Source organism: Herbiconiux sp. VKM Ac-1786 (genome assembly GCF_015350805.1).
Taxonomy (GTDB): Bacteria; Actinomycetota; Actinomycetes; order Actinomycetales; family Microbacteriaceae; genus Herbiconiux.
In genome coordinates this window covers 434,498-451,315 of sequence record NZ_JADKSG010000001.1, presented here as the reverse complement: position 1 = coordinate 451,315, position 16,818 = coordinate 434,498, and the positions used below count along the sequence as shown (strand labels likewise).

Annotated in this window: 16 protein-coding genes; 7 read left to right on the top strand and 9 right to left on the bottom strand. The window is 71.4% G+C overall.

Going from position 1 to position 16,818, the window contains the following annotated elements; all coding sequences use genetic code 11:
• The first annotated feature begins 158 nt into the window (after positions 1-158).
• A complete protein-coding gene (sigK, locus tag ITJ64_RS02175) occupies positions 159-764 on the top strand; it encodes an ECF RNA polymerase sigma factor SigK (RefSeq protein ID WP_194679186.1) in 606 nt (201 codons plus the stop codon).
• Positions 761-1,666 carry an anti-sigma factor domain-containing protein gene (locus ITJ64_RS02170; protein ID WP_194679185.1) on the top strand — a complete coding sequence of 302 codons (906 nt, stop codon included), beginning with the start codon at positions 761-763 and terminating at the stop codon, positions 1,664-1,666. Before sigK ends, ITJ64_RS02170 begins: the two co-directional genes overlap by 4 nt.
• Before the next feature lie 94 nt (positions 1,667-1,760).
• Here ITJ64_RS02170 and pstB read toward each other — a convergent pair whose 3' ends face one another.
• From pstB to ITJ64_RS02125, 9 genes are all read right to left on the bottom strand, one after another.
• Positions 1,761-2,540: a phosphate ABC transporter ATP-binding protein PstB gene (pstB, locus tag ITJ64_RS02165; protein ID WP_194679184.1), complete on the bottom strand. Its 780-nt coding sequence runs from the start codon at positions 2,538-2,540 to the stop codon at positions 1,761-1,763.
• Positions 2,541-2,579: 39 nt separating this feature from the next.
• Positions 2,580-3,680, bottom strand: coding sequence for a phosphate ABC transporter permease PstA (gene pstA, locus ITJ64_RS02160; RefSeq protein ID WP_194679183.1), 1,101 nt, complete (start codon positions 3,678-3,680; stop codon positions 2,580-2,582).
• Between the two features lie 2 nt (positions 3,681-3,682).
• Positions 3,683-4,639, bottom strand: a complete 957-nt coding sequence (gene pstC, locus ITJ64_RS02155) for a phosphate ABC transporter permease subunit PstC (protein ID WP_194679182.1) — start codon at positions 4,637-4,639, stop codon at positions 3,683-3,685.
• A 140-nt stretch (positions 4,640-4,779) separates the two neighbouring features.
• Positions 4,780-5,886, bottom strand: coding sequence for a phosphate ABC transporter substrate-binding protein PstS (pstS, locus tag ITJ64_RS02150; protein ID WP_194679181.1), 1,107 nt, complete (start codon positions 5,884-5,886; stop codon positions 4,780-4,782).
• A 133-nt stretch (positions 5,887-6,019) separates the two neighbouring features.
• On the bottom strand, positions 6,020-6,946 hold the full coding sequence (locus ITJ64_RS02145; RefSeq protein WP_194679180.1) for an NUDIX hydrolase: 927 nt from the start codon (positions 6,944-6,946) through the stop codon (positions 6,020-6,022).
• The gene (locus ITJ64_RS02140) at positions 6,943-9,123 is read right to left on the bottom strand and encodes an RNA degradosome polyphosphate kinase (protein ID WP_194679179.1); all 2,181 of its coding nucleotides are present in this window, start codon (positions 9,121-9,123) and stop codon (positions 6,943-6,945) included. The genes ITJ64_RS02145 and ITJ64_RS02140 overlap by 4 nt, the downstream gene beginning before the upstream one ends.
• Before the next feature lie 43 nt (positions 9,124-9,166).
• Entirely contained in the window at positions 9,167-11,368 is a 2,202-nt protein-coding gene (locus tag ITJ64_RS02135) for a glycosyl hydrolase family 8 (RefSeq protein WP_194679177.1), read from the bottom strand.
• A 4-nt stretch (positions 11,369-11,372) separates the two neighbouring features.
• Entirely contained in the window at positions 11,373-12,269 is an 897-nt protein-coding gene (mshD, locus tag ITJ64_RS02130; protein ID WP_194679176.1) for a mycothiol synthase, read from the bottom strand.
• Positions 12,238-12,930 carry a response regulator transcription factor gene (locus ITJ64_RS02125; protein ID WP_173183507.1) on the bottom strand — a complete coding sequence of 231 codons (693 nt, stop codon included), beginning with the start codon at positions 12,928-12,930 and terminating at the stop codon, positions 12,238-12,240. Before ITJ64_RS02125 ends, mshD begins: the two co-directional genes overlap by 32 nt.
• Before the next feature lie 67 nt (positions 12,931-12,997).
• Here ITJ64_RS02125 and ITJ64_RS02120 point away from each other — a divergent pair, with 67 nt between their 5' ends.
• From ITJ64_RS02120 to ITJ64_RS02100, 5 genes are all read left to right on the top strand, one after another.
• A complete protein-coding gene (locus ITJ64_RS02120; protein ID WP_194679174.1) occupies positions 12,998-13,264 on the top strand; it encodes a hypothetical protein in 267 nt (88 codons plus the stop codon).
• Between the two features lie 132 nt (positions 13,265-13,396).
• Entirely contained in the window at positions 13,397-14,035 is a 639-nt protein-coding gene (locus tag ITJ64_RS02115; RefSeq protein ID WP_194679172.1) for an FABP family protein, read from the top strand.
• 3 nt (positions 14,036-14,038) lie between these two features.
• The gene (locus ITJ64_RS02110; protein WP_194679170.1) at positions 14,039-15,244 is read left to right on the top strand and encodes a folate-binding protein YgfZ; all 1,206 of its coding nucleotides are present in this window, start codon (positions 14,039-14,041) and stop codon (positions 15,242-15,244) included.
• Entirely contained in the window at positions 15,244-16,356 is a 1,113-nt protein-coding gene (locus ITJ64_RS02105) for an aromatic acid exporter family protein (RefSeq protein ID WP_194679169.1), read from the top strand. Before ITJ64_RS02110 ends, ITJ64_RS02105 begins: the two co-directional genes overlap by 1 nt.
• Before the next feature lie 27 nt (positions 16,357-16,383).
• Positions 16,384-16,812 (top strand): hypothetical protein, encoded by a 429-nt coding sequence (locus ITJ64_RS02100; protein WP_194679167.1) that lies wholly within the window; start codon positions 16,384-16,386, stop codon positions 16,810-16,812.
• Positions 16,813-16,818 lie beyond the last annotated feature (6 nt).

Below are 16,818 nucleotides of genomic sequence, written 5' to 3'. Positions count from 1 at the left end.
GCTACGAGCGGCCTTCCGCCGAGAGGCGTTTCTGCGGCCTGACACCTCCTCGTCCGGGAAGTCCTGAGAAGACCCGGCCAATCCGCCGCACGCTCGGTTCCGAATAACGATCGTGACCAGACGAGGTGCCAACGGCACGAACCCAGGCGTGACCTGTCATGCTTGAGCTCGTGACGACAGACAGAGGGCAGCGCGATGACGCCGAAGGCGTCGAGACCGCCGCGACCCTCGAGAGCCTGCTGCTGCAGGTGGCCCAGGGCGACGCCCAGTCGTTCTCCGAGCTCTACGACCGCACAGCGGCCCGGGTGCTCGGCCTCGTCAGGCGCGTCCTGATCGACCACTCGCAGTCCGAGGAGGTCACCCAGGAGGTGCTGCTCGAGGTCTGGCGCACCGCGCCGCGCTTCGAGCAGGCACGCGGCAGTGCGATGTCGTGGATCCTCACGATGGCCCACCGCCGCGCGGTCGACCGGGTGCGCTCGTCGCAGTCCAGTCACGACCGCGACGAGAAGATCGGCCTCCGCGACATCGAGGCCGACTACGACAGCGTCAGCGAGACCGTCGAGATCCGAATCGAGCACGAGAGGGTGAAGCGAGCCATGACACAGCTCACCGCCCTCCAGCGCGAGGCCATCTCGCTCGCCTACTACGGCGGCTACAGCCACACCGAGGTCGCCGCCCTGCTCTCCGTGCCCGTGGGCACGGTCAAGACACGATTGCGCGATGGAATGATCCGACTTCGAGACGCCCTGGGGGTGACATCATGACCGACCGCACCGACGACACGAGCGGCGAGGGCTTCGACCCCCGCGTCTCTACCGGCGCCTACGCCCTCGATGCTCTCACCGCCGCCGAGACCGCCGAGTTCGAGCGGGCCGTCCGCTCCTCCGCCTCGCTGCGGGAGGAGAGCGACGAGCTCCGCGAGACCGCAGCCCTGATCGGGCTCTCGGTCGCACCCGTCGACCCCTCGCCCGAGCTCAAGCGCGAGCTCATGGCCAAGCTGCTGCTCACCCCGCAGCTGCCCGCACTGCCTACCGAGTCGTCCCGCTCCGAGACGGCGACGGATGCTCGAGCCGACCTCCCCGAGATGACCCCCGCGGCCCGCGCCGACGAGGGCCTGCCGACCGCCGTGGGCCAGTCCGCCCCCGTCGAGGCGCGCTCCGCCGGAGGGGCCGAGAACCGGGCCCGCCTGCGCTGGTTCGCCCGCCCCACGACCCTGGTGGCGGCCGTCGCCGCGGCCGCGGCCCTCTTCGTGGGCGGCGGCTTCGTCGGCAGTGCGCTCGTGAACAGCTCCACCACGACAGACGTGGCCGACTCCTCGGCCTCCGAGCTCGCCCGCATCACCGCGGCGTCCGACGTGCAGCGGGCCTCCGTGCCGGTCGCCGGCGGCGGCGACGCCACGGTGGTCTGGTCGAACGAGCTGGGCCGCTCGGCCGTGCTCGCCGAGGGCCTGCCCGAGCTGCCCGAGGGCAAGGTCTACGAGGCCTGGTACATCGACGCCAAGGGCCCGGTCGCGGCCGGCACCTTCACCGCCGCCGAGTCCGGCACCTCGTGGCACGTGCTCGAGGGCACGATGAGCGCCGGCGACACGGTCGGCGTCACGGTCGAACCGGCCGGCGGCTCACAGCAGCCCACCACCGAGCCCATCTTCGCGGTCGAGTCGGCCTAGCCGCCGCGCACCCGGCACCGGGCCCGCACACGACGAAGCCCCCTCCCGATCCGATCGGGAGGGGGCTTCGTCGTGGAAGCGGGACGACGTCAGCTCAACCGAAGCGGCCCGAGACGTAGTCCTCGGTGTCCTTGACCGTCGGGTTCGAGAAGATCGTCGTGGTGTCGTCGTACTCGATCAGCTTGCCGGGCTTGCCGGTGCCCGCGATGTTGAAGAAGGCGGTGCGGTCGCTGACACGCGAGGCCTGCTGCATGTTGTGGGTCACGATGACGACCGTGTACTCCGACTTGAGCTCCTCGATCAGGTCCTCGATGGCGAGGGTCGAGATCGGGTCGAGGGCCGAGCAGGGCTCGTCCATCAGGATGACGTCGGGGGAGACCGCGATCGCGCGGGCGATGCAGAGGCGCTGCTGCTGGCCGCCCGAGAGGCCGGAGCCGGGGGCGTTCAGGCGGTCCTTGACCTCGTTCCAGAGGTTGGCGCCGCGCAGCGACTTCTCGATCAGCGCGTCGGAGTCGCTCTTGGACATGCGCTTGTTGTTCAGCTTCACGCCGGCCAGCACGTTCTCGCCGATCGACATCGTCGGGAACGGGTTAGGGCGCTGGAACACCATGCCCACCTGGCGGCGGACGAGCACCGGGTCGACGCCCTGGCCGTAGAGGTTGTTGCCGTCGATCAGCACCTCGCCCTCGACGTGGGCGCCGGGGATGACCTCGTGCATGCGGTTCAGCGTGCGGAGGAAGGTCGACTTGCCGCAGCCCGACGGGCCGATGAAGGCGGTGACGGTGCGGGGCTCGATCGTGAGCGAGACGCCCTCGACGGCCAGGAAGCTGCTGTAGTAGACGTTGAGATCGTTGACTTCGATGCGCTTGGACACTCGAGTTCCTTCGGGTTGCGGTGGGTTCGACAGGCCGCGTCAGCGGCCGAGCTTGGGGGAGAAGACCTTGGCGACGATGCGCGCCACGAGGTTCAGGGCCATCACGATCACGACGAGGGTGAGGGCACCGGCCCACGCGCGGTCGAGGTAGGCCTGGGCATCCGTGCCCTGGTTCGCGTACTGCGTGTAGACGAACACCGGCAGCGTCATCATGCGCTCGTTGAACAGGTTGTAGTTCATGCTCTGCGTGAAGCCGGCGATGATCAGCAGCGGGGCGGTCTCGCCGATGACGCGGGAGATGGCGAGCATCACACCGGTCGTGATGCCGGCGATCGAGGTGGGCAGCACCACCTTGACGATGGTGAGCCACTTCGGCACGCCGAGGGCGTAGGCGGCCTCGCGCAGCTCGTTCGGCACCAGCTTCAGCATCTCCTCGCTGGAGCGCACGACCACCGGGATCATCAGCACCGACAGCGCGACGGCGCCGCCGAAGCCGAAGCGGATGCCCGGCTGGTTCAGGATGAGCGCGAAGAACGCGAAGGCGAACAGACCGGCGACGATCGAGGGGATGCCCGTCATCACGTCGACGAGGAAGGTGATCGAGCGGGCGAGGTGGCCGCGCCCGTACTCGACGAGGTAGATGGCGGTGAGCAGGCCCACCGGCACCGAGATCAGCGTGGCCATGCCGGTGATCTCGAGCGTGCCGACGATGGCGTGCAGCGCGCCGCCGCCCTCGCCGACCACGTTGCGCATCGACTCGCTGAAGAACGGCAGGTCGAAGCGGGGGATGCCGTTGGAGATGACCGTGTAGAGCAGCGAGATCAGGGGCAGCAGCGCGATCACGAAGGCCAGTGTCACCAGCGAGGTGACGAAGCGGTTCATCGCGGGGCGGGGGCCCTCGTAGACCCGGGAGACGACGTAGTTGACGATCACCCAGAGCGCGGTGCCGAAGAACACGGCCCCGACGACGTTGAAGTTCTCGTTGACGCCGGCGGCCATCAGGATCACGAAGACCGAGCCGACGATGACCCAGCTGGTGACGAGCAGCAGCCAGGGCACGTACTTGGGCAGGATGCCCGTGGTGAGCGAGTTGGCGATGGGTTCCGCCGGCCGCGTGGGGGGAGTGGTGGTCGTCGTCATGACTAGTTGGCTCCCGAGAAGGCCTTGCGGCGGTTGACGATGGCGCGGGCGATGAAGTTCACCGCGAAGGTGATGACGAACAGGATCAGGCCGGTCGCGATCAGCACGTTCACGCCGACGCCGTGGGCCTCGGGGAAGTTCAGGGCGATGTTCGCGGCGATCGTGGTGGGGTTCGTCGACTGCAGCAGGGCGAAGGAGATCAGCACCTGGGGCGAGAGCACCATGGCCACGGCCATGGTCTCGCCGAGGGCGCGGCCGAGGCCGAGCATGGAGGCCGAGACGATGCCGGGGCGGCCGAACGGCAGCACCGCCGTGCGGATCATCTCCCAGCGGGTGGCGCCGAGGGCGAGCGCGGCCTCCTCGTGCAGCTTCGGCGTCTGCAGGAAGATCTCGCGGCTGAGGGCGGTGATGATCGGCAGGATCATGACGGCCAGCACGATGGCGACGGTGAGGATGGTGCGGCCGGTGCCCGAGACGGGGCCGGCGAACAGCGGGAACCAGCCGAAGAGGTCGACCAGGGTCGACCAGAAGGGCTGGACGAACGGTGCGAGCACCGTGATGCCCCAGAGGCCGAAGACCACGCTGGGCACGGCGGCCAGCAGGTCGATCACGTAGCCGAGGCCCTGGGCGAGCCGGCGGGGCGCGTAGTGCGAGATGAAGAGGGCGATCCCGATCGCGAGCGGCACGGCGATCAGCAGGGCGAGGAACGCCGCCCAGATGGTGCCGAACACCAGCGGGCCGACGTAGGCCCAGAAGTTCTCGGCGCCGCCCTTGAGGTCGTCGGGCTGCGCGGTGAAGGCGGGGATGCTCTGCGCGATCAGGAAGATCGTGACCGCGGCGAGGGTGACGAGGATGAGCGAGCCCGCGACGACCGTGGCGGTCGAGAAGATGCGGTCTCCCGGCCGTTGCTTGGCCTTGAGCCGCGGGGGTGCGGCCGGCTTGACGGGGGCGGTGGTCATGGAGCTCGTCTCCTGTCGTCCTGGGTGAGGAGTCATCGGGTGCTGGTGTGGAGCGGGGTTCGGGATGGGCCCTGACCCGGTTCTGTCCGGTTCCGGATCCCGCGGGCGGGACCGGAACCGGACAGAGGTGACAAGCGGTGTTACTTGATGGTCTCGATCGCGGCGGCGACCTTCGACGACAGGTCGGCCGAGAGCGGCGCGGCACCGGCCGACTCGGCGGCGACCGACTGGCCGTCCTCCGAGGCGAGGTAGCCGATGTAGGCCTTCACGAGCTCGCCCTGGGCGGCGTCGGCGTACTCCTGGCAGGCGATCGCGTAGGAGACGAGCACCAGCGGGTAGTGGGTCGGGTCGGTGGTGGAGCGGTCGAGCGCGATGGCGATGTCGTTCGCCTCGCGGCCCTCGACGATCGGCGAGCCCTCGACGACGGCGGCAGCACCCTCGGCGGTGTACTCGACGAACTCGTCGCCGACCTTGAGCTTGGCGACACCGAGGTCACCGGCCTTCGAGGCGTCGGCGTAGCCGATGGTGTTCACGCCGTTGGTGACGGCCTGGATGACACCGGAGGTGCCCTGAGCGCCCTCACCCGACTGGAAGGGGAAGGTGTCGGCGGCCTTCTCGGCCCACGCCTCGGGGGCGACCTTGCCGAGGTAGTCGGTGAAGTTCTTGGTGGTGCCCGAGTCGTCCGAACGGTGAACGGCGGTGATCGGGGCGGAGGGCAGCGTCGCGTCGGCGTTCAGCGCGGCGATGGCCGGGTCGTTCCAGGTGGTGATCTTGCCCGAGAAGATGTTCGCGATGGTGGCCGCGTCGAGGTTCAGGTCGGTCACGCCCTCGACGTTGAACACGACGGCGATCGGGGAGATGTAGACCGGGATGTCGATGGCCTTGGTGTCGGGAGCGCAGCTGGCGAACTCGCCGGCCAGCTCGTCGTCGCTCAGCGCCGAGTCGGAGCCGGCGAAGGCGGCGGCACCGGAGATGAAGCTCTCGCGGCCGGCGCCGGAGCCCTGGGGGTCGTAGTTGACGGTGACGTCGGGGTTCGCGGTCTGGAAGGCGGCGATCCAGGCCTCCTGGGCCGAGCCCTGCGAGGAGGCGCCGATGCCGGTCAGCGTGCCGGAGAGTGCCGAGGTGGTGGCGGCGTCGGAGGAGCCGCCGGCGGCGGGCGCGCCGCCTTCGTTCGAGGCGCAGGCGCTCAGGGCGAGGGCTGCGGTGATGGCGATGACCGCGGGGGCGGCATAGCGCTTGAGCTTCACGAGGAATCTCCCTTTCGGAGTGATGTCAGGTCGGGCCGGTGCGGGCCCGTCTGAGACGCTAAGCGCCGCGGCTTAAGAGCCTGCCGCCCAGGGGTGAACGGAAGGTGAACAGCCGGGTTTCCTCGTGACGGAACTACTGCGGGACGTGCGTCTCGATCGCGATGATGCCCGATCCGGGCCGATCGACCGAGAGGTGCAGCACCGAGAACCCCGCCACAGGCAGGTCGCCCGCGCGGGAGGCGCTCACCCGCGACGCGGTGCCCGTGGCCAGCGCGACCTCGCGCACGATCTCGGGCAGCACCGGGCCGTGGCTGCAGAGCACGGTGGTGACGCGCTTGCGGATGCGCTTGCCGACCACCTCGCGGATGCCGTCGTCGCCCGCCTCGAACGCGTCCTGGCTGATCGCATCCGTCGTCTTCACGTCGAGGTGCAGCGCCTTGGACAGCGGCTCGACGGTCTGCCGGCAGCGCTTGGCGGTGGAGCTGACGATGCGGGCGGGGCCGAAGCTCGCGAGGGCGGGGACGATCGACTTCGCCTCGCCCCGTCCGCGTTCGGTGAGGTGCCGGGAGGCGTCGGGCCCGTCGAACTGGTAGGGCGGCACGGCCTTGGCGTGACGGAGGGCGATCACGGCGAAGGTGCGCGTGACACCCTCGTCGACGAGCATCCGGAACCGCTCGACGATCTCGGCGTCGCGCTCGTAGGTGAGGGCAGAGAGGGCCTTGCGGATGGGCAGCCACTCCAGGGCCGCCACCTCGCCGTTCGGCAGGAACGAGGAGGCGAGCACGGCGGCGTCGGTGACCTCGGCGGCCCAGTAGTGCACGACCTTCTCGCGGCCGTTGGGCATGGTGTAGTTCGTCATGCCGAGCGGCACGCCGAGGGTGACGGCGAGCCCGGTCTCCTCGACGACCTCGCGCACCGCCGTCTGCGGCAGGGTCTCGCCGGGGTCGACCTTGCCCTTGGGCAGCGAGACGTCGCGGTGGGCGGAGCGGTGGATGACCAGCACCTTCACCTTGCCGTCGACGACCCGCCAGCACACCGCCCCCGCGGCGAAGACCGTCACCGCGTGGTGCCCGGGCGCTTGCGGCGGCTGACGATGTGCATCAGCGCGTCCTGCAGGTCGATCAGCGGGGCGCCCTCGGCGTCGAACTCGGAGCGGCTCCAGGCGCCGGTGGCGTCGAGGGCCCACGACGAGGTGTTCTCGCTCATGGCCATCTCGAACAGCGTGTCGATCTCCTTCAGGTGGCCGGGGTCGACGAGCCGCACCAGGGCCTCGACGCGGCGGTCGAGGTTGCGGTGCATCATGTCGGCGCTGCCGATGTAGACCTGGGGGTCGCCGTCGTTGACGAAGGAGAAGATGCGCGAGTGCTCGAGGTAGCGGCCGAGGATCGAGCGCACCCGGATCGTCTCGCTGAGGCCCTCCTGGCCCGGCTTCAGGGCGCAGATGCCGCGCACCCAGAGGTCGATCGGCACACCGGCCTGGCTGGCCCGGTAGAGCCCGTCGATGATGGCCTCGTCGACGATCGAGTTCAGCTTGATGCGGATGCCCGACGGCAGCCCCTTGCGCGCGTTCTCGGCCTCGACGGCGATGCGTTTGAGCAGGCCCTTGCGGAGGTGGAGCGGTGCCACGAGCAGGCGCTTGAACTTCTTCTCGATCGCGTAGCCCGAGAGCTCGTTGAACAGCCGGGTGAGGTCTTTGCCCACCTGGTCGTCGGCGGTCAGCAGCCCGAGGTCTTCGTAGATGCGCGAGGTCTTGGGGTTGTAGTTGCCCGTGCCGATGTGGCTGTAGCTCTTCAGCCGGCCCTTCTCCTGGCGGATGACGAGCGCGAGCTTGCAGTGGGTCTTGAGGCCCACCAGGCCGTAGACGACGTGCACGCCGGCCTTCTCGAGCTTGCGCGCCCAGGAGATGTTGGCCTGCTCGTCGAAGCGGGCCTTGATCTCGACCAGCGCGAGCACCTGCTTGCCGGCCTCGGCCGCGTCGATCAGCGCCTCGACGATGGGGGAGTCGCCGCTCGTGCGGTAGAGCGTCTGCTTGATGGCCAGCACGTTCGGGTCGGCGGCGGCCTGCTCGAGGAAGGCCTGCACGCTCGTCGCGAACGACTCGTAGGGGTGGTGCAGCAGGATGTCGCCGCGCGAGATCGCCTTGAAGATGTCGGGCTTCGCGTTCGGCTCCGGCGGCAGCAGCGCGGCGGCCGTGGTGGGCACGTGCTTGGGGTACTTCAGGTCGGGCCGGGGGATGCGCGTGAGGTCGAACAGGCCCCCGAGATCCAGCGGCGACGGCAGCCGGTAGACCTCCTGCTCGGTGATGTCGAGCTCGCGTACGATCAGCTCGAGGGTCACCGGGTCCATGTCGTCGCTGACCTCGAGACGGATGGGCGGGCCGAAGCGCCGGCGCAGCAGCTCCTTCTCGAGCGCCTGCAGCAGGTTCTCGGTCTCGTCCTCCTCGACCTCGACGTCCTCGTTGCGGGTGACGCGGAAGACGTGGTGCTCCACGATCTCCATGCCGGGGAACAGGTCGCCCAGGTGGTTGGAGATGAGGTCTTCGAGCGTGATGAAGCGCACCTCGTCGGAGGTCTCGCGGTGGTCGACCCGGATGAAGCGGCTGAGCACCTGCGGCACCTTCAGGCGCGCGAACTCCTCCTTGCCGGTCTTGGCGTTGCGCACGCGCACCGAGAGGTTGAGCGAGAGCCCCGAGATGTAGGGGAACGGATGCGCGGGGTCGACCGCGAGCGGCATCAGCACCGGGAAGATCTGGTTCGAGAAGATGTCGCGCAGGTTGACGCGGTCGGCCTCGTCGAGCTCGTCGTAGGTGGCGATGCGGATGCCCGCCTCCGCCAGTGCCGGACGCACGAGGTCCTGGTAGGCCGCCGCGTGCCGGGCCTGCAGCTCGTGCGCCTTGATCGAGATGTCCTGCAGCACGTCCGTCGGACGGCGGCCGACGTTCGTGGGCACCGCGAGGTCGGTCAGGATGCGGCGCTTCAGCCCCGCGACCCGCACCATGAAGAACTCGTCGAGGTTCGAGGCGAAGATGGCGAGGAAGTTGGCGCGTTCGAGCACCGGCACCGTCGGGTCCTCGGCGAGCTCGAGCACGCGGGTGTTGAAGGCGAGCCAGCTCAGCTCGCGGTCGAGGTAGCGGCCCTCGGGCAGCGGCTCGCCGGGGGTCTGCGGGGCGGCCTCGTCGTAGTCGTCGTCGAAGTCGGTCACGACGCCGGCGTCGAGCGAGATGATGTCGTCGTCCATGCAGACATCATGTCACCCACGACGTGTCCAGCGGATGAACGGGTCAGCCGGCCGACCCGAGGTAGGCGCGCAGGGCGGCCTCGGTGGCGGCGGAGACCGGGGCGGTTCCGCCGAGCACGACGATGCGGGCGGGCTTCAGGCGCTTCAGCTCGGCCGCGATGGCGGCGGGGATCGCGTCGCGGGTGACGAGGAGCACGGGAGCGCCGACGGCGATCGCGGCCGCGGAGCCCGAGAGGGCGTCGGGGAAGGTGGCGCCGGACGCGACGTAGACGGTGGGGGTTCCGGGGGAGGGGAAGACCCGGGCCGAGAGCGACGCGGCCACGACGAAGCGGTCGGCGCCGGCGACGCGGGACACGGGGGCGATCGTCGCGAGCGCCGCCCTCGTCGTCTCCGAGACCGCGTCGGGACCGCCGAGCAGCACGATCGACGTCGGCTTCAGGCGCCCCAGCTCGGCTCGGATGGGCTCCGGCACGCCGTCGCGACGCACGAGCAGCACGGGGCCGCGGTCGTGGCCGGCGGCGGCCGAGCCGGCGAGGGCGTCGGGGAAGGTCTCGCCCGAGGCGACGTAGACCGTGCCCGCGCCGCGCGGGAAGGCGGCCTTCGCCACGGCCGCCGAGACCTCGAAGCGGTCGGCGCCGCCGATGCGGGTGACCGGCGCGACGGCCGCCAGCGCCTGCTTCACGGCGGCGCCCACCGAGTTCTCACCCCCGAGGAGCACGATCTGCGCGGGCGCGAGCCGATTCAGCTCGGTCGCGACCTCCGGCGGCAGCGCATCCCGGCGCACCAGCAGCACCGGCCCGCCGACGGCGCCGGCGGCCGCGGAGGCGGAGAGGGCGTCGGGGAAGTTCTCGCCCGAGGCGACGTAGACGGTCGGGGTGCCGCGCGGGAAGGACGCGGCGGAGATGGCCGCGGAGACGGCGAAGCGGTCGGCACCGCCGATGCGCTGCACCCCGGCCGGCGCCCGCGTGCTCGGCTGCCAGGCGTTGCCCGAGATCAGGAGCATCGCCTGCAGGCGGAGCGTGTCGGAGTAGTACCCGGCCGAGGGCTGCGACTTAAGCAGCGCCCAGCCCGCGTCGACCCACCTCTGCCGGCTCGACGAGACCGAGGCTCCGGCGGTCATCGGTGCGAGGAAGGCGAGGTCGGCGAAGTCGGCGGTCGCGGTGCCGTCGAGTGCGTAGCCGGCCCGGAGTCGGGACGGGTCGCCGTTCGTCGCCGAGACCGCCCAGCCCGCCAGGCGGCCGGCCGCGGCGGCCGCGCGGGTGTCGCCCGCGAGCAGGGCGGAGGAGGCGAGCCGCCAGGGCGTGCGGCAGGCGTTGTAGCCGAATTCTCCGTCGTGAACCGATTCGAGGTACTTCGCGGGCGCCGGCACGGGGGTCGTCGCGGTGCCGACCGCGAAGTCGGGCAGCAGCCCGGTCGCCGGGGCGGCCGTGCGCTGCAGGGTCTCGATCAGATCGAGCGCCGCCGTGGCCGCCTCGCCCCAGACCGGGTCGCCGGTCGCCGTCTGGAAGGCGCGGAAGTGGCCGACCATCAAGTCGGAGGTGCGCACGCCGTCACGCTTGGGGCTGTCGGGCCCGACCCAGTCGCCGAGCAGCGGCAGCGCCGTGTCGGGGTTCATCGCGCTCCGCTTGATCGCCGCGATCACCCGCCGCGCCTCGGCGGCGTAGTCGAAGCTGCCGGAGGCGGCGCCGTCCGACCCCCACTGCGTGTCGGCGAGCAGCAGCGCGTAGGCGATGTCGAGGTCGCCGTCGCTCGCCGAGCTGTCGTTCTCGGGCTCGTCGCTGCAGTCGGGGAGCTGGTGCCACGCCATCAGCTGCGGGTCGCCCGAGCTGGGGTGGTCGAGCACGTAGCGGTACAGGCCGTCGAAGACGGTGCGCGCCTTCGCGTCGTGCCCGGCCATCAGGGCGGTCACGACCATCCCATAGCCCTGGCCCTCGGAGACCACGAGGTACGGCGTCGCGGTCGAGGCGTCGACGTAGTAGCGGCCGTCGCCGCAGCCGGCCTTCAGGTAGCGGGCCCTCCAGGCGTCGTAGGCGGCGGCGGTCGCGGAGTCGGCCGCCTCGGTGCCACCCGGTGCGTTCGCCGACCCGGGGGCGCGCGGTACGGGGTGCGAAGCGAACGGGCGCGCGACGGCACCCGCCGCGCTCGCCGCGGGGGCGGCGACCGGGGCGACGACCGGAGCGAGCCCGGTGACGAGCAGCAGGGCGCCGACGACGAGACCGAGAAAAGGGACCAGCCGCCGGGCCACGGTGCTACCGCGCCGATCGTCGCGCGCTGCGCTGCGCGTACTGCACGTCGATCGTGTGGTCGGTGAAGCCGAGCGAGCGGTAGAGCGCGACGGCGCGGGTGTTGTCGGCGTCGACGTAGAGCGCGGCCTGGGTGCAGCCGCGGTCGGCGAGCCGGTTGAGCCCCGCGTTCATCAGGTGCCGGCCGAGACCCTGGCCCGCATGCCCCTCCTCGACGCCGACCACGTAGATCTCGCCGACGCTGTCGCCCGGCTCGATCTTCAGCCAGTTGTAGCCCACCAGGCGGCCTCGGTCGTCGCGCAGCAGCAGGAAGTCGTCGGGGTCGAACCAGCTCTCCGACTGGCGGAAGCGCAGGTCGTCGGCGGTGATCGAGCCCTGCTCGGCGTGCCCGGCGAAGACGCGGGCATTCAGCTCGACCCAGTCGTCGGCGTCGCGCCCGCCGCGGTAGGGCACGACCTCGAAGCCCGCGGGGATCTCGGTGCGCGGCGCGGGGGCGGTGGGCGAGAGCTCCCGGCGCAGCTGCAGCAGCGTGCGCACGGCGTCGAAGCGGTGCGTCAGGGCGAGCCGGCGGCTGGCGGGGTGGTCACCGTGGGCCCAAGCGAGCAGCGGGCCCTGGGCGTTGTTGCGCAGCACGATGTCGAGCAGCTGGCGGCCGAGGCCCTCCTCACGCCACTCGGGGTCGATCACGAACTCGAGCTCGCCCTGGCCCACGATCGCCGCGCCGACCACGGTGCCGCCGCGCTCGGCGAGCAGCAGCGAGCGGGCGCCCTTGCCCGCGTCGATCTGCGCCTGATCGTTGAACGGATGCTGCCCGTCGACGAGCTCCGCCCGGGCGACGAGCCGGAGGAACGGCTCCCGCGCCTCGTCGGGGCTACTGACCGAGAGTGTGAGCGAGTCGGTCATTGTCGTCCTCGAAGAAGTTGAACCGGTAGCCGACGTTGCGCACGGTGCCGATCAACGACTCGAGGTCGCCGAGCTTCGCGCGGAGGCGCCGCACGTGCACGTCGACCGTGCGGGTGCCGCCGAAGTAGTCGTAGCCCCAGACCTCGCTGAGCAGCTGCTCCCGCGTGAACACCCGGGAGGGGTGCATCGCGAAGAAGCGCAGCAGCTCGAACTCCTTGAAGGTGAGGTCGAGCGGCCGGCCGTGCACCCGGGCCGAGTAGCTGGCCTCGTCGATGACGACGCCCGAGGCCTGGATCTTCGAGGTCGACTGATCCTGCACCTGACGGCCGATGGCGAGCCGGATGCGCGTGTCGACCTCTGCCGGTCCGGCCGACTCGAGCACCACGTCGGCGGCGCCCCACTCGGCGCTGACGGCGGTGAGCCCGCCCTCGGTGAGGATGAGCACGACGGGCACGCCGATGCCGGTGGTGCTGAGGATCTTGCAGAGCGAACGGGCCGAGGCGAGGTCGTGCCGGGCGTCGACGAAGATGAGATCGCTGTTCGGGGTGTTCACGAGCTGCGAGGGCTCCGCGGGGATCTGACGGGTGCGGTGGCTGAGCAGTGACAGCGCGGGGAGGACCTCGCGGTCGACCGTGGAGGTCAGGATCAACAACTGCGCCACGTAAGATCCTCCAGAGAATGCCTGCGCTTCATACTACTCGGGCAGAATGGCGGGTATGAGTCTGCTCATGAGAAGCGTAGTGCCGGTGTGGATCCTGTCCCTCGTGGCCGTCCTCGCCGTCGGCCTGTTCGTGCCGCCCTCGAGCTTCCTCGTCTTCCTCCCCGTGGTGCTCGGCCTCGCCCTGGTCGTCACCTTCGGCATCCAGCTGCTCGTGCCGGTGCGCAAGGGCTTCGTCGACCGGGTCTCGGCCAGCCTCGGCGGCGCGGTCGTCATCCTGGCCCTGGCGACGGTGGTGCTCGCGCCCCTGGCCTTCGCCGCGGGGGCTAAGATCTAGGCATGTCCTACGTCGCGCTCGAACTCCTGTTCATCGGCCTTCTCGGGCTCGCGAGTCTCGCGATCGCCTGGACCTCGGGGGTCGTCATCTACAAACTCTTCCGCGGCCAGCGCTGACCGGCGAGGCTCGACCGTGATCGAGATCCCGACAGGGCTCCCCGCCGAACTGGTCCCCCTCTCCTGGCTCATCGGCGTGTGGGAGGGCACCGGCGTCATCGACTACGCCATCGACCCGCCGGCCGACGCCGAGGAGGGCACCGAGCCCACCCGCGTCTCGCGCGAATTCGGCCAGCGAATCAGCTTCAGCCACGACGGCCTGCCGTTCCTGAACTACAGCTCCTCGAGCTGGCTGCTGCCCCAGGGCGACGAGACCGAGCCCACTCCGCTCACCGCCGAGACCGGTTTCTGGCGGCTCGCCCGGCTGCACATCGAGGGTGACGCCGGCCCCGGCATGCTCCCCGGTGAGGGCCCGCGCCCCTTCAACACGGCCCAGTCGGTCGAGACGCTCCGCAACGCGGCCGAAGGCTTCGACATCGAGGTCGCCCTCGTGCACCCCACCGGTGTCAGCGAGCTCTACCTCGGCCAGGTCAAGGGCCCGCGCATCGACCTCGCCACCGACGCGGTCGTGCGCACCCGCTCCGCCAAGGAGTACGCGGCCGCCACCCGCCTCTACGGGCTCGTCGACAACCACCTCCTCTGGGCGTGGGACATCGCGGCGCTCGGCCAAGACCTCCGCACCCACGCCTCGGCCCGGCTCGCGAAGGTCGACTGAGCCGTGACGCTCCGCGTCGCCTCACCCTTCCTCAGCCTGCCCGGCGCCGTCGCCGCCACCGGCCCCGACGCGGGCGTCGCCGCCCACTACGGCAACCCCGTCTCCGAGCAGCGGATGCTCGATGCCGCCCGCACGGGTCGAACCTCCGCCGCCCCGGCCGTCGTCGACCTCTCCGCTCGGGGGGTGATCTCGGTCTCAGGGCCCGACCGCCTCTCCTGGCTCGACTCCGTCACCAGCCAGCGTCTCACCGGGCTCGCCCCGGGGGAGTCGGCCGAGACCCTGCTGCTGTCGGCCAACGGCCGGATCGAGCACGCCATCCGCGTGGTCGACGACGGCGAGACCGCCTGGCTCCTCGTCGACGCGAGCGAGACGGAGCCGCTCGAGCAGTGGCTGCAGCGCATGCGCTTCATGCTCCGGGTCGAGATCGCCGACCGCAGCGCCGAGTTCGCCACGATCGGCTGGCTCGCTGCGGGGCCGGGGGCGCTCGAGGGCGTCGCGCCGGTGCTCGTCTCCGCCCTGGCCGAGGGCGGCGGGCATCCGCTCGTCTGGGCCGACCCGTGGCCCGAGGTCGTCGCCGGGGGCGTGCAGTACGCGCAGACCGCCGAGCACCCGGGCGCCGACTGGTTCTGGCGCGAGGGCCTCGTGCCCCGCGCGCAGCTGGAGACGCTGACCGACGCGGTGCGCCGGGGCGAGCTGAAGGCCGCCGGGGTGCTGGCCGCCGAGGCGCTGCGCATCGCGGCCTGGCGCCCGCGGCTCTCGACCGAGGTCGACGAGCGCAGCATCCCGCACGAGCTGGACTGGATGCGGTCGGCCGTGCACCTCGCGAAGGGCTGCTACCGCGGCCAGGAGACGGTGGCGAAGGTGCACAACCTCGGCCACCCGCCGCGCCGCCTCGTGCACCTGCAGCTCGACGGCTCCGACGCGGTGCTGCCCGCCGCGGGCGACCCGGTGCTGCTCGCCGCCGACGCCGGCCTGCCGGCCGACGAGGCCCCCGAGCCGCTCGGCCACGTGACCTCGGTGGGCAACCACCACGAGTGGGGCCCCATAGCGCTCGCGGTGCTGCGCCGCCAGGCGCCCGAGGGCGAGCCGCTCGTCGTGCGCACCGAGGCCGGCGACGTCGCCGCCTCGGCCGACACGATCGTGGGGCCCGACGCCGGCGCAGCGGTCGGCCGGGTGCGGCTGCCGCGCCTGGGCGCCCGCACGCGGTAGTGACCGCGCCGGCCGCCGACGACGACACCCTGCCGCTGTCCGCGCGCTGGGCCGCGATGACGCGCGCCTCGGCCGAGCGCACCGTCGCGAGCGGACCCGCGCTGCTGCAGCTCGCCGTCGCCGTCACGATCGCCTACGCGCTCGCCCACTTCGTGCTCGCCCACCCGTACCCGATCGCAGCCGTGACGGTGACGCTGTCGAGTCTCGGGCTGGTGCTCGACGCGCGGCCGCGCCGCGTCGCCGAGACGGCCGTGGCGATGACCGTCGGCATCGCGCTCAGCGAGGTCATCCTGCTCCTGGCCGGCCAGGGGCTCTGGCAGTTCGCCGTGACGGTGCTGGTGGCGCTCACGGTCACCCGGTTCCTGTCGCCGGTGCCGGGGCTGCCGATCCTCGCCGCCGTGCAGGCCTCGCTCGTCTCCCTGATGCCGGTGCCCGCCGGCGGGCCCTTCACCCGCACCGTCGACGCGGTGCTCGGCGGACTCGTCGCACTGGCCTGCACCGCGCTCATCCCGCGGGACCCGCGCCGGGCGGCCCGCCGCGAGGGGCTGAAGTTCTTCGCCGCATTCACCGCCATCCTGTCCTCGCTCGTCACCGTGCTGCGGATCGGCGACCAGCACACCGCGGAGCTCGTGCTCAGCCGGGCCCGCGGCACGCAGGTGCTCGTGGAGCAGTGGCGTGGCTCGCTCGACTCGGCCGTCGCCATCGCGCGCATCTCGCCGTTCCTCCGGCGGCACCGGGCCGAGCTGGCCGAGCTGCAGACGATGCAGCTGCACCTCGACCACGCGGCGCGGAACCTCCGCGTCATCAGCCGGCGGCTGAGCGTGCTGGGCGACGGGCATCCGCGCCCCGAGCTGGCCGAGCTGCTCGCGGCGGTCCTCAGCGCCACCGCCCTGCTCGGGCAGAGCATCGACCGGCCGGAGCTGCGGCCCGTGGTGCGGCAGAGCCTCGTGCTCGTCGCCATCCGGCTCGACCCGCGGGTGCTGACGCCGGGTCAGCCCTTCGCCGAGGCGGCGCTCGTGCTGTCCATCCGGCCGCTCGTGCTCGATCTCCTGGCGGCCAGCGGCATGCCCCTCGAGGAGGCCCGGCGCACCCTGCCCGACATCACCACGTGAGGCCCGCGGATTCGATACCGTAGAGCCATGCAGATGCGAAAGCTCGTTCCCGCCGTTCTCGTCGCCACCGCCTTCGCGTTCGTGCTGACCGGGTGCACCGAGACCGGTCCCACCCAGAACTTCTCCGGCCTCCCCGACGAGGAGGAGATCGCCACCGAGTCCGAGGGCGGCGCCGACCAGGGTCTGCAGGCCTTCTGGCTGCAGGAGGGCTCGCAGATCGCCGTGGCCATCTCGGGCAGCTCGAGCTGCCCCGTGGTCGGCTCGCGCATCGACGTGGTCGAGCCCGAGAACGAGGGCAACGTGGTCGAGATCACCACCCGCCCCATCTCGAGCGGCCCCTGCACCATGGACTTCGTGCCCCACACCTCGGTGTTCTGGACGCCTGACGACGTCACCACCGCCGAGCCCCTCACCGTGCGCGTCGGCGACCAGGAGATCGAGCTCCCGATCAAGTAGGACGGC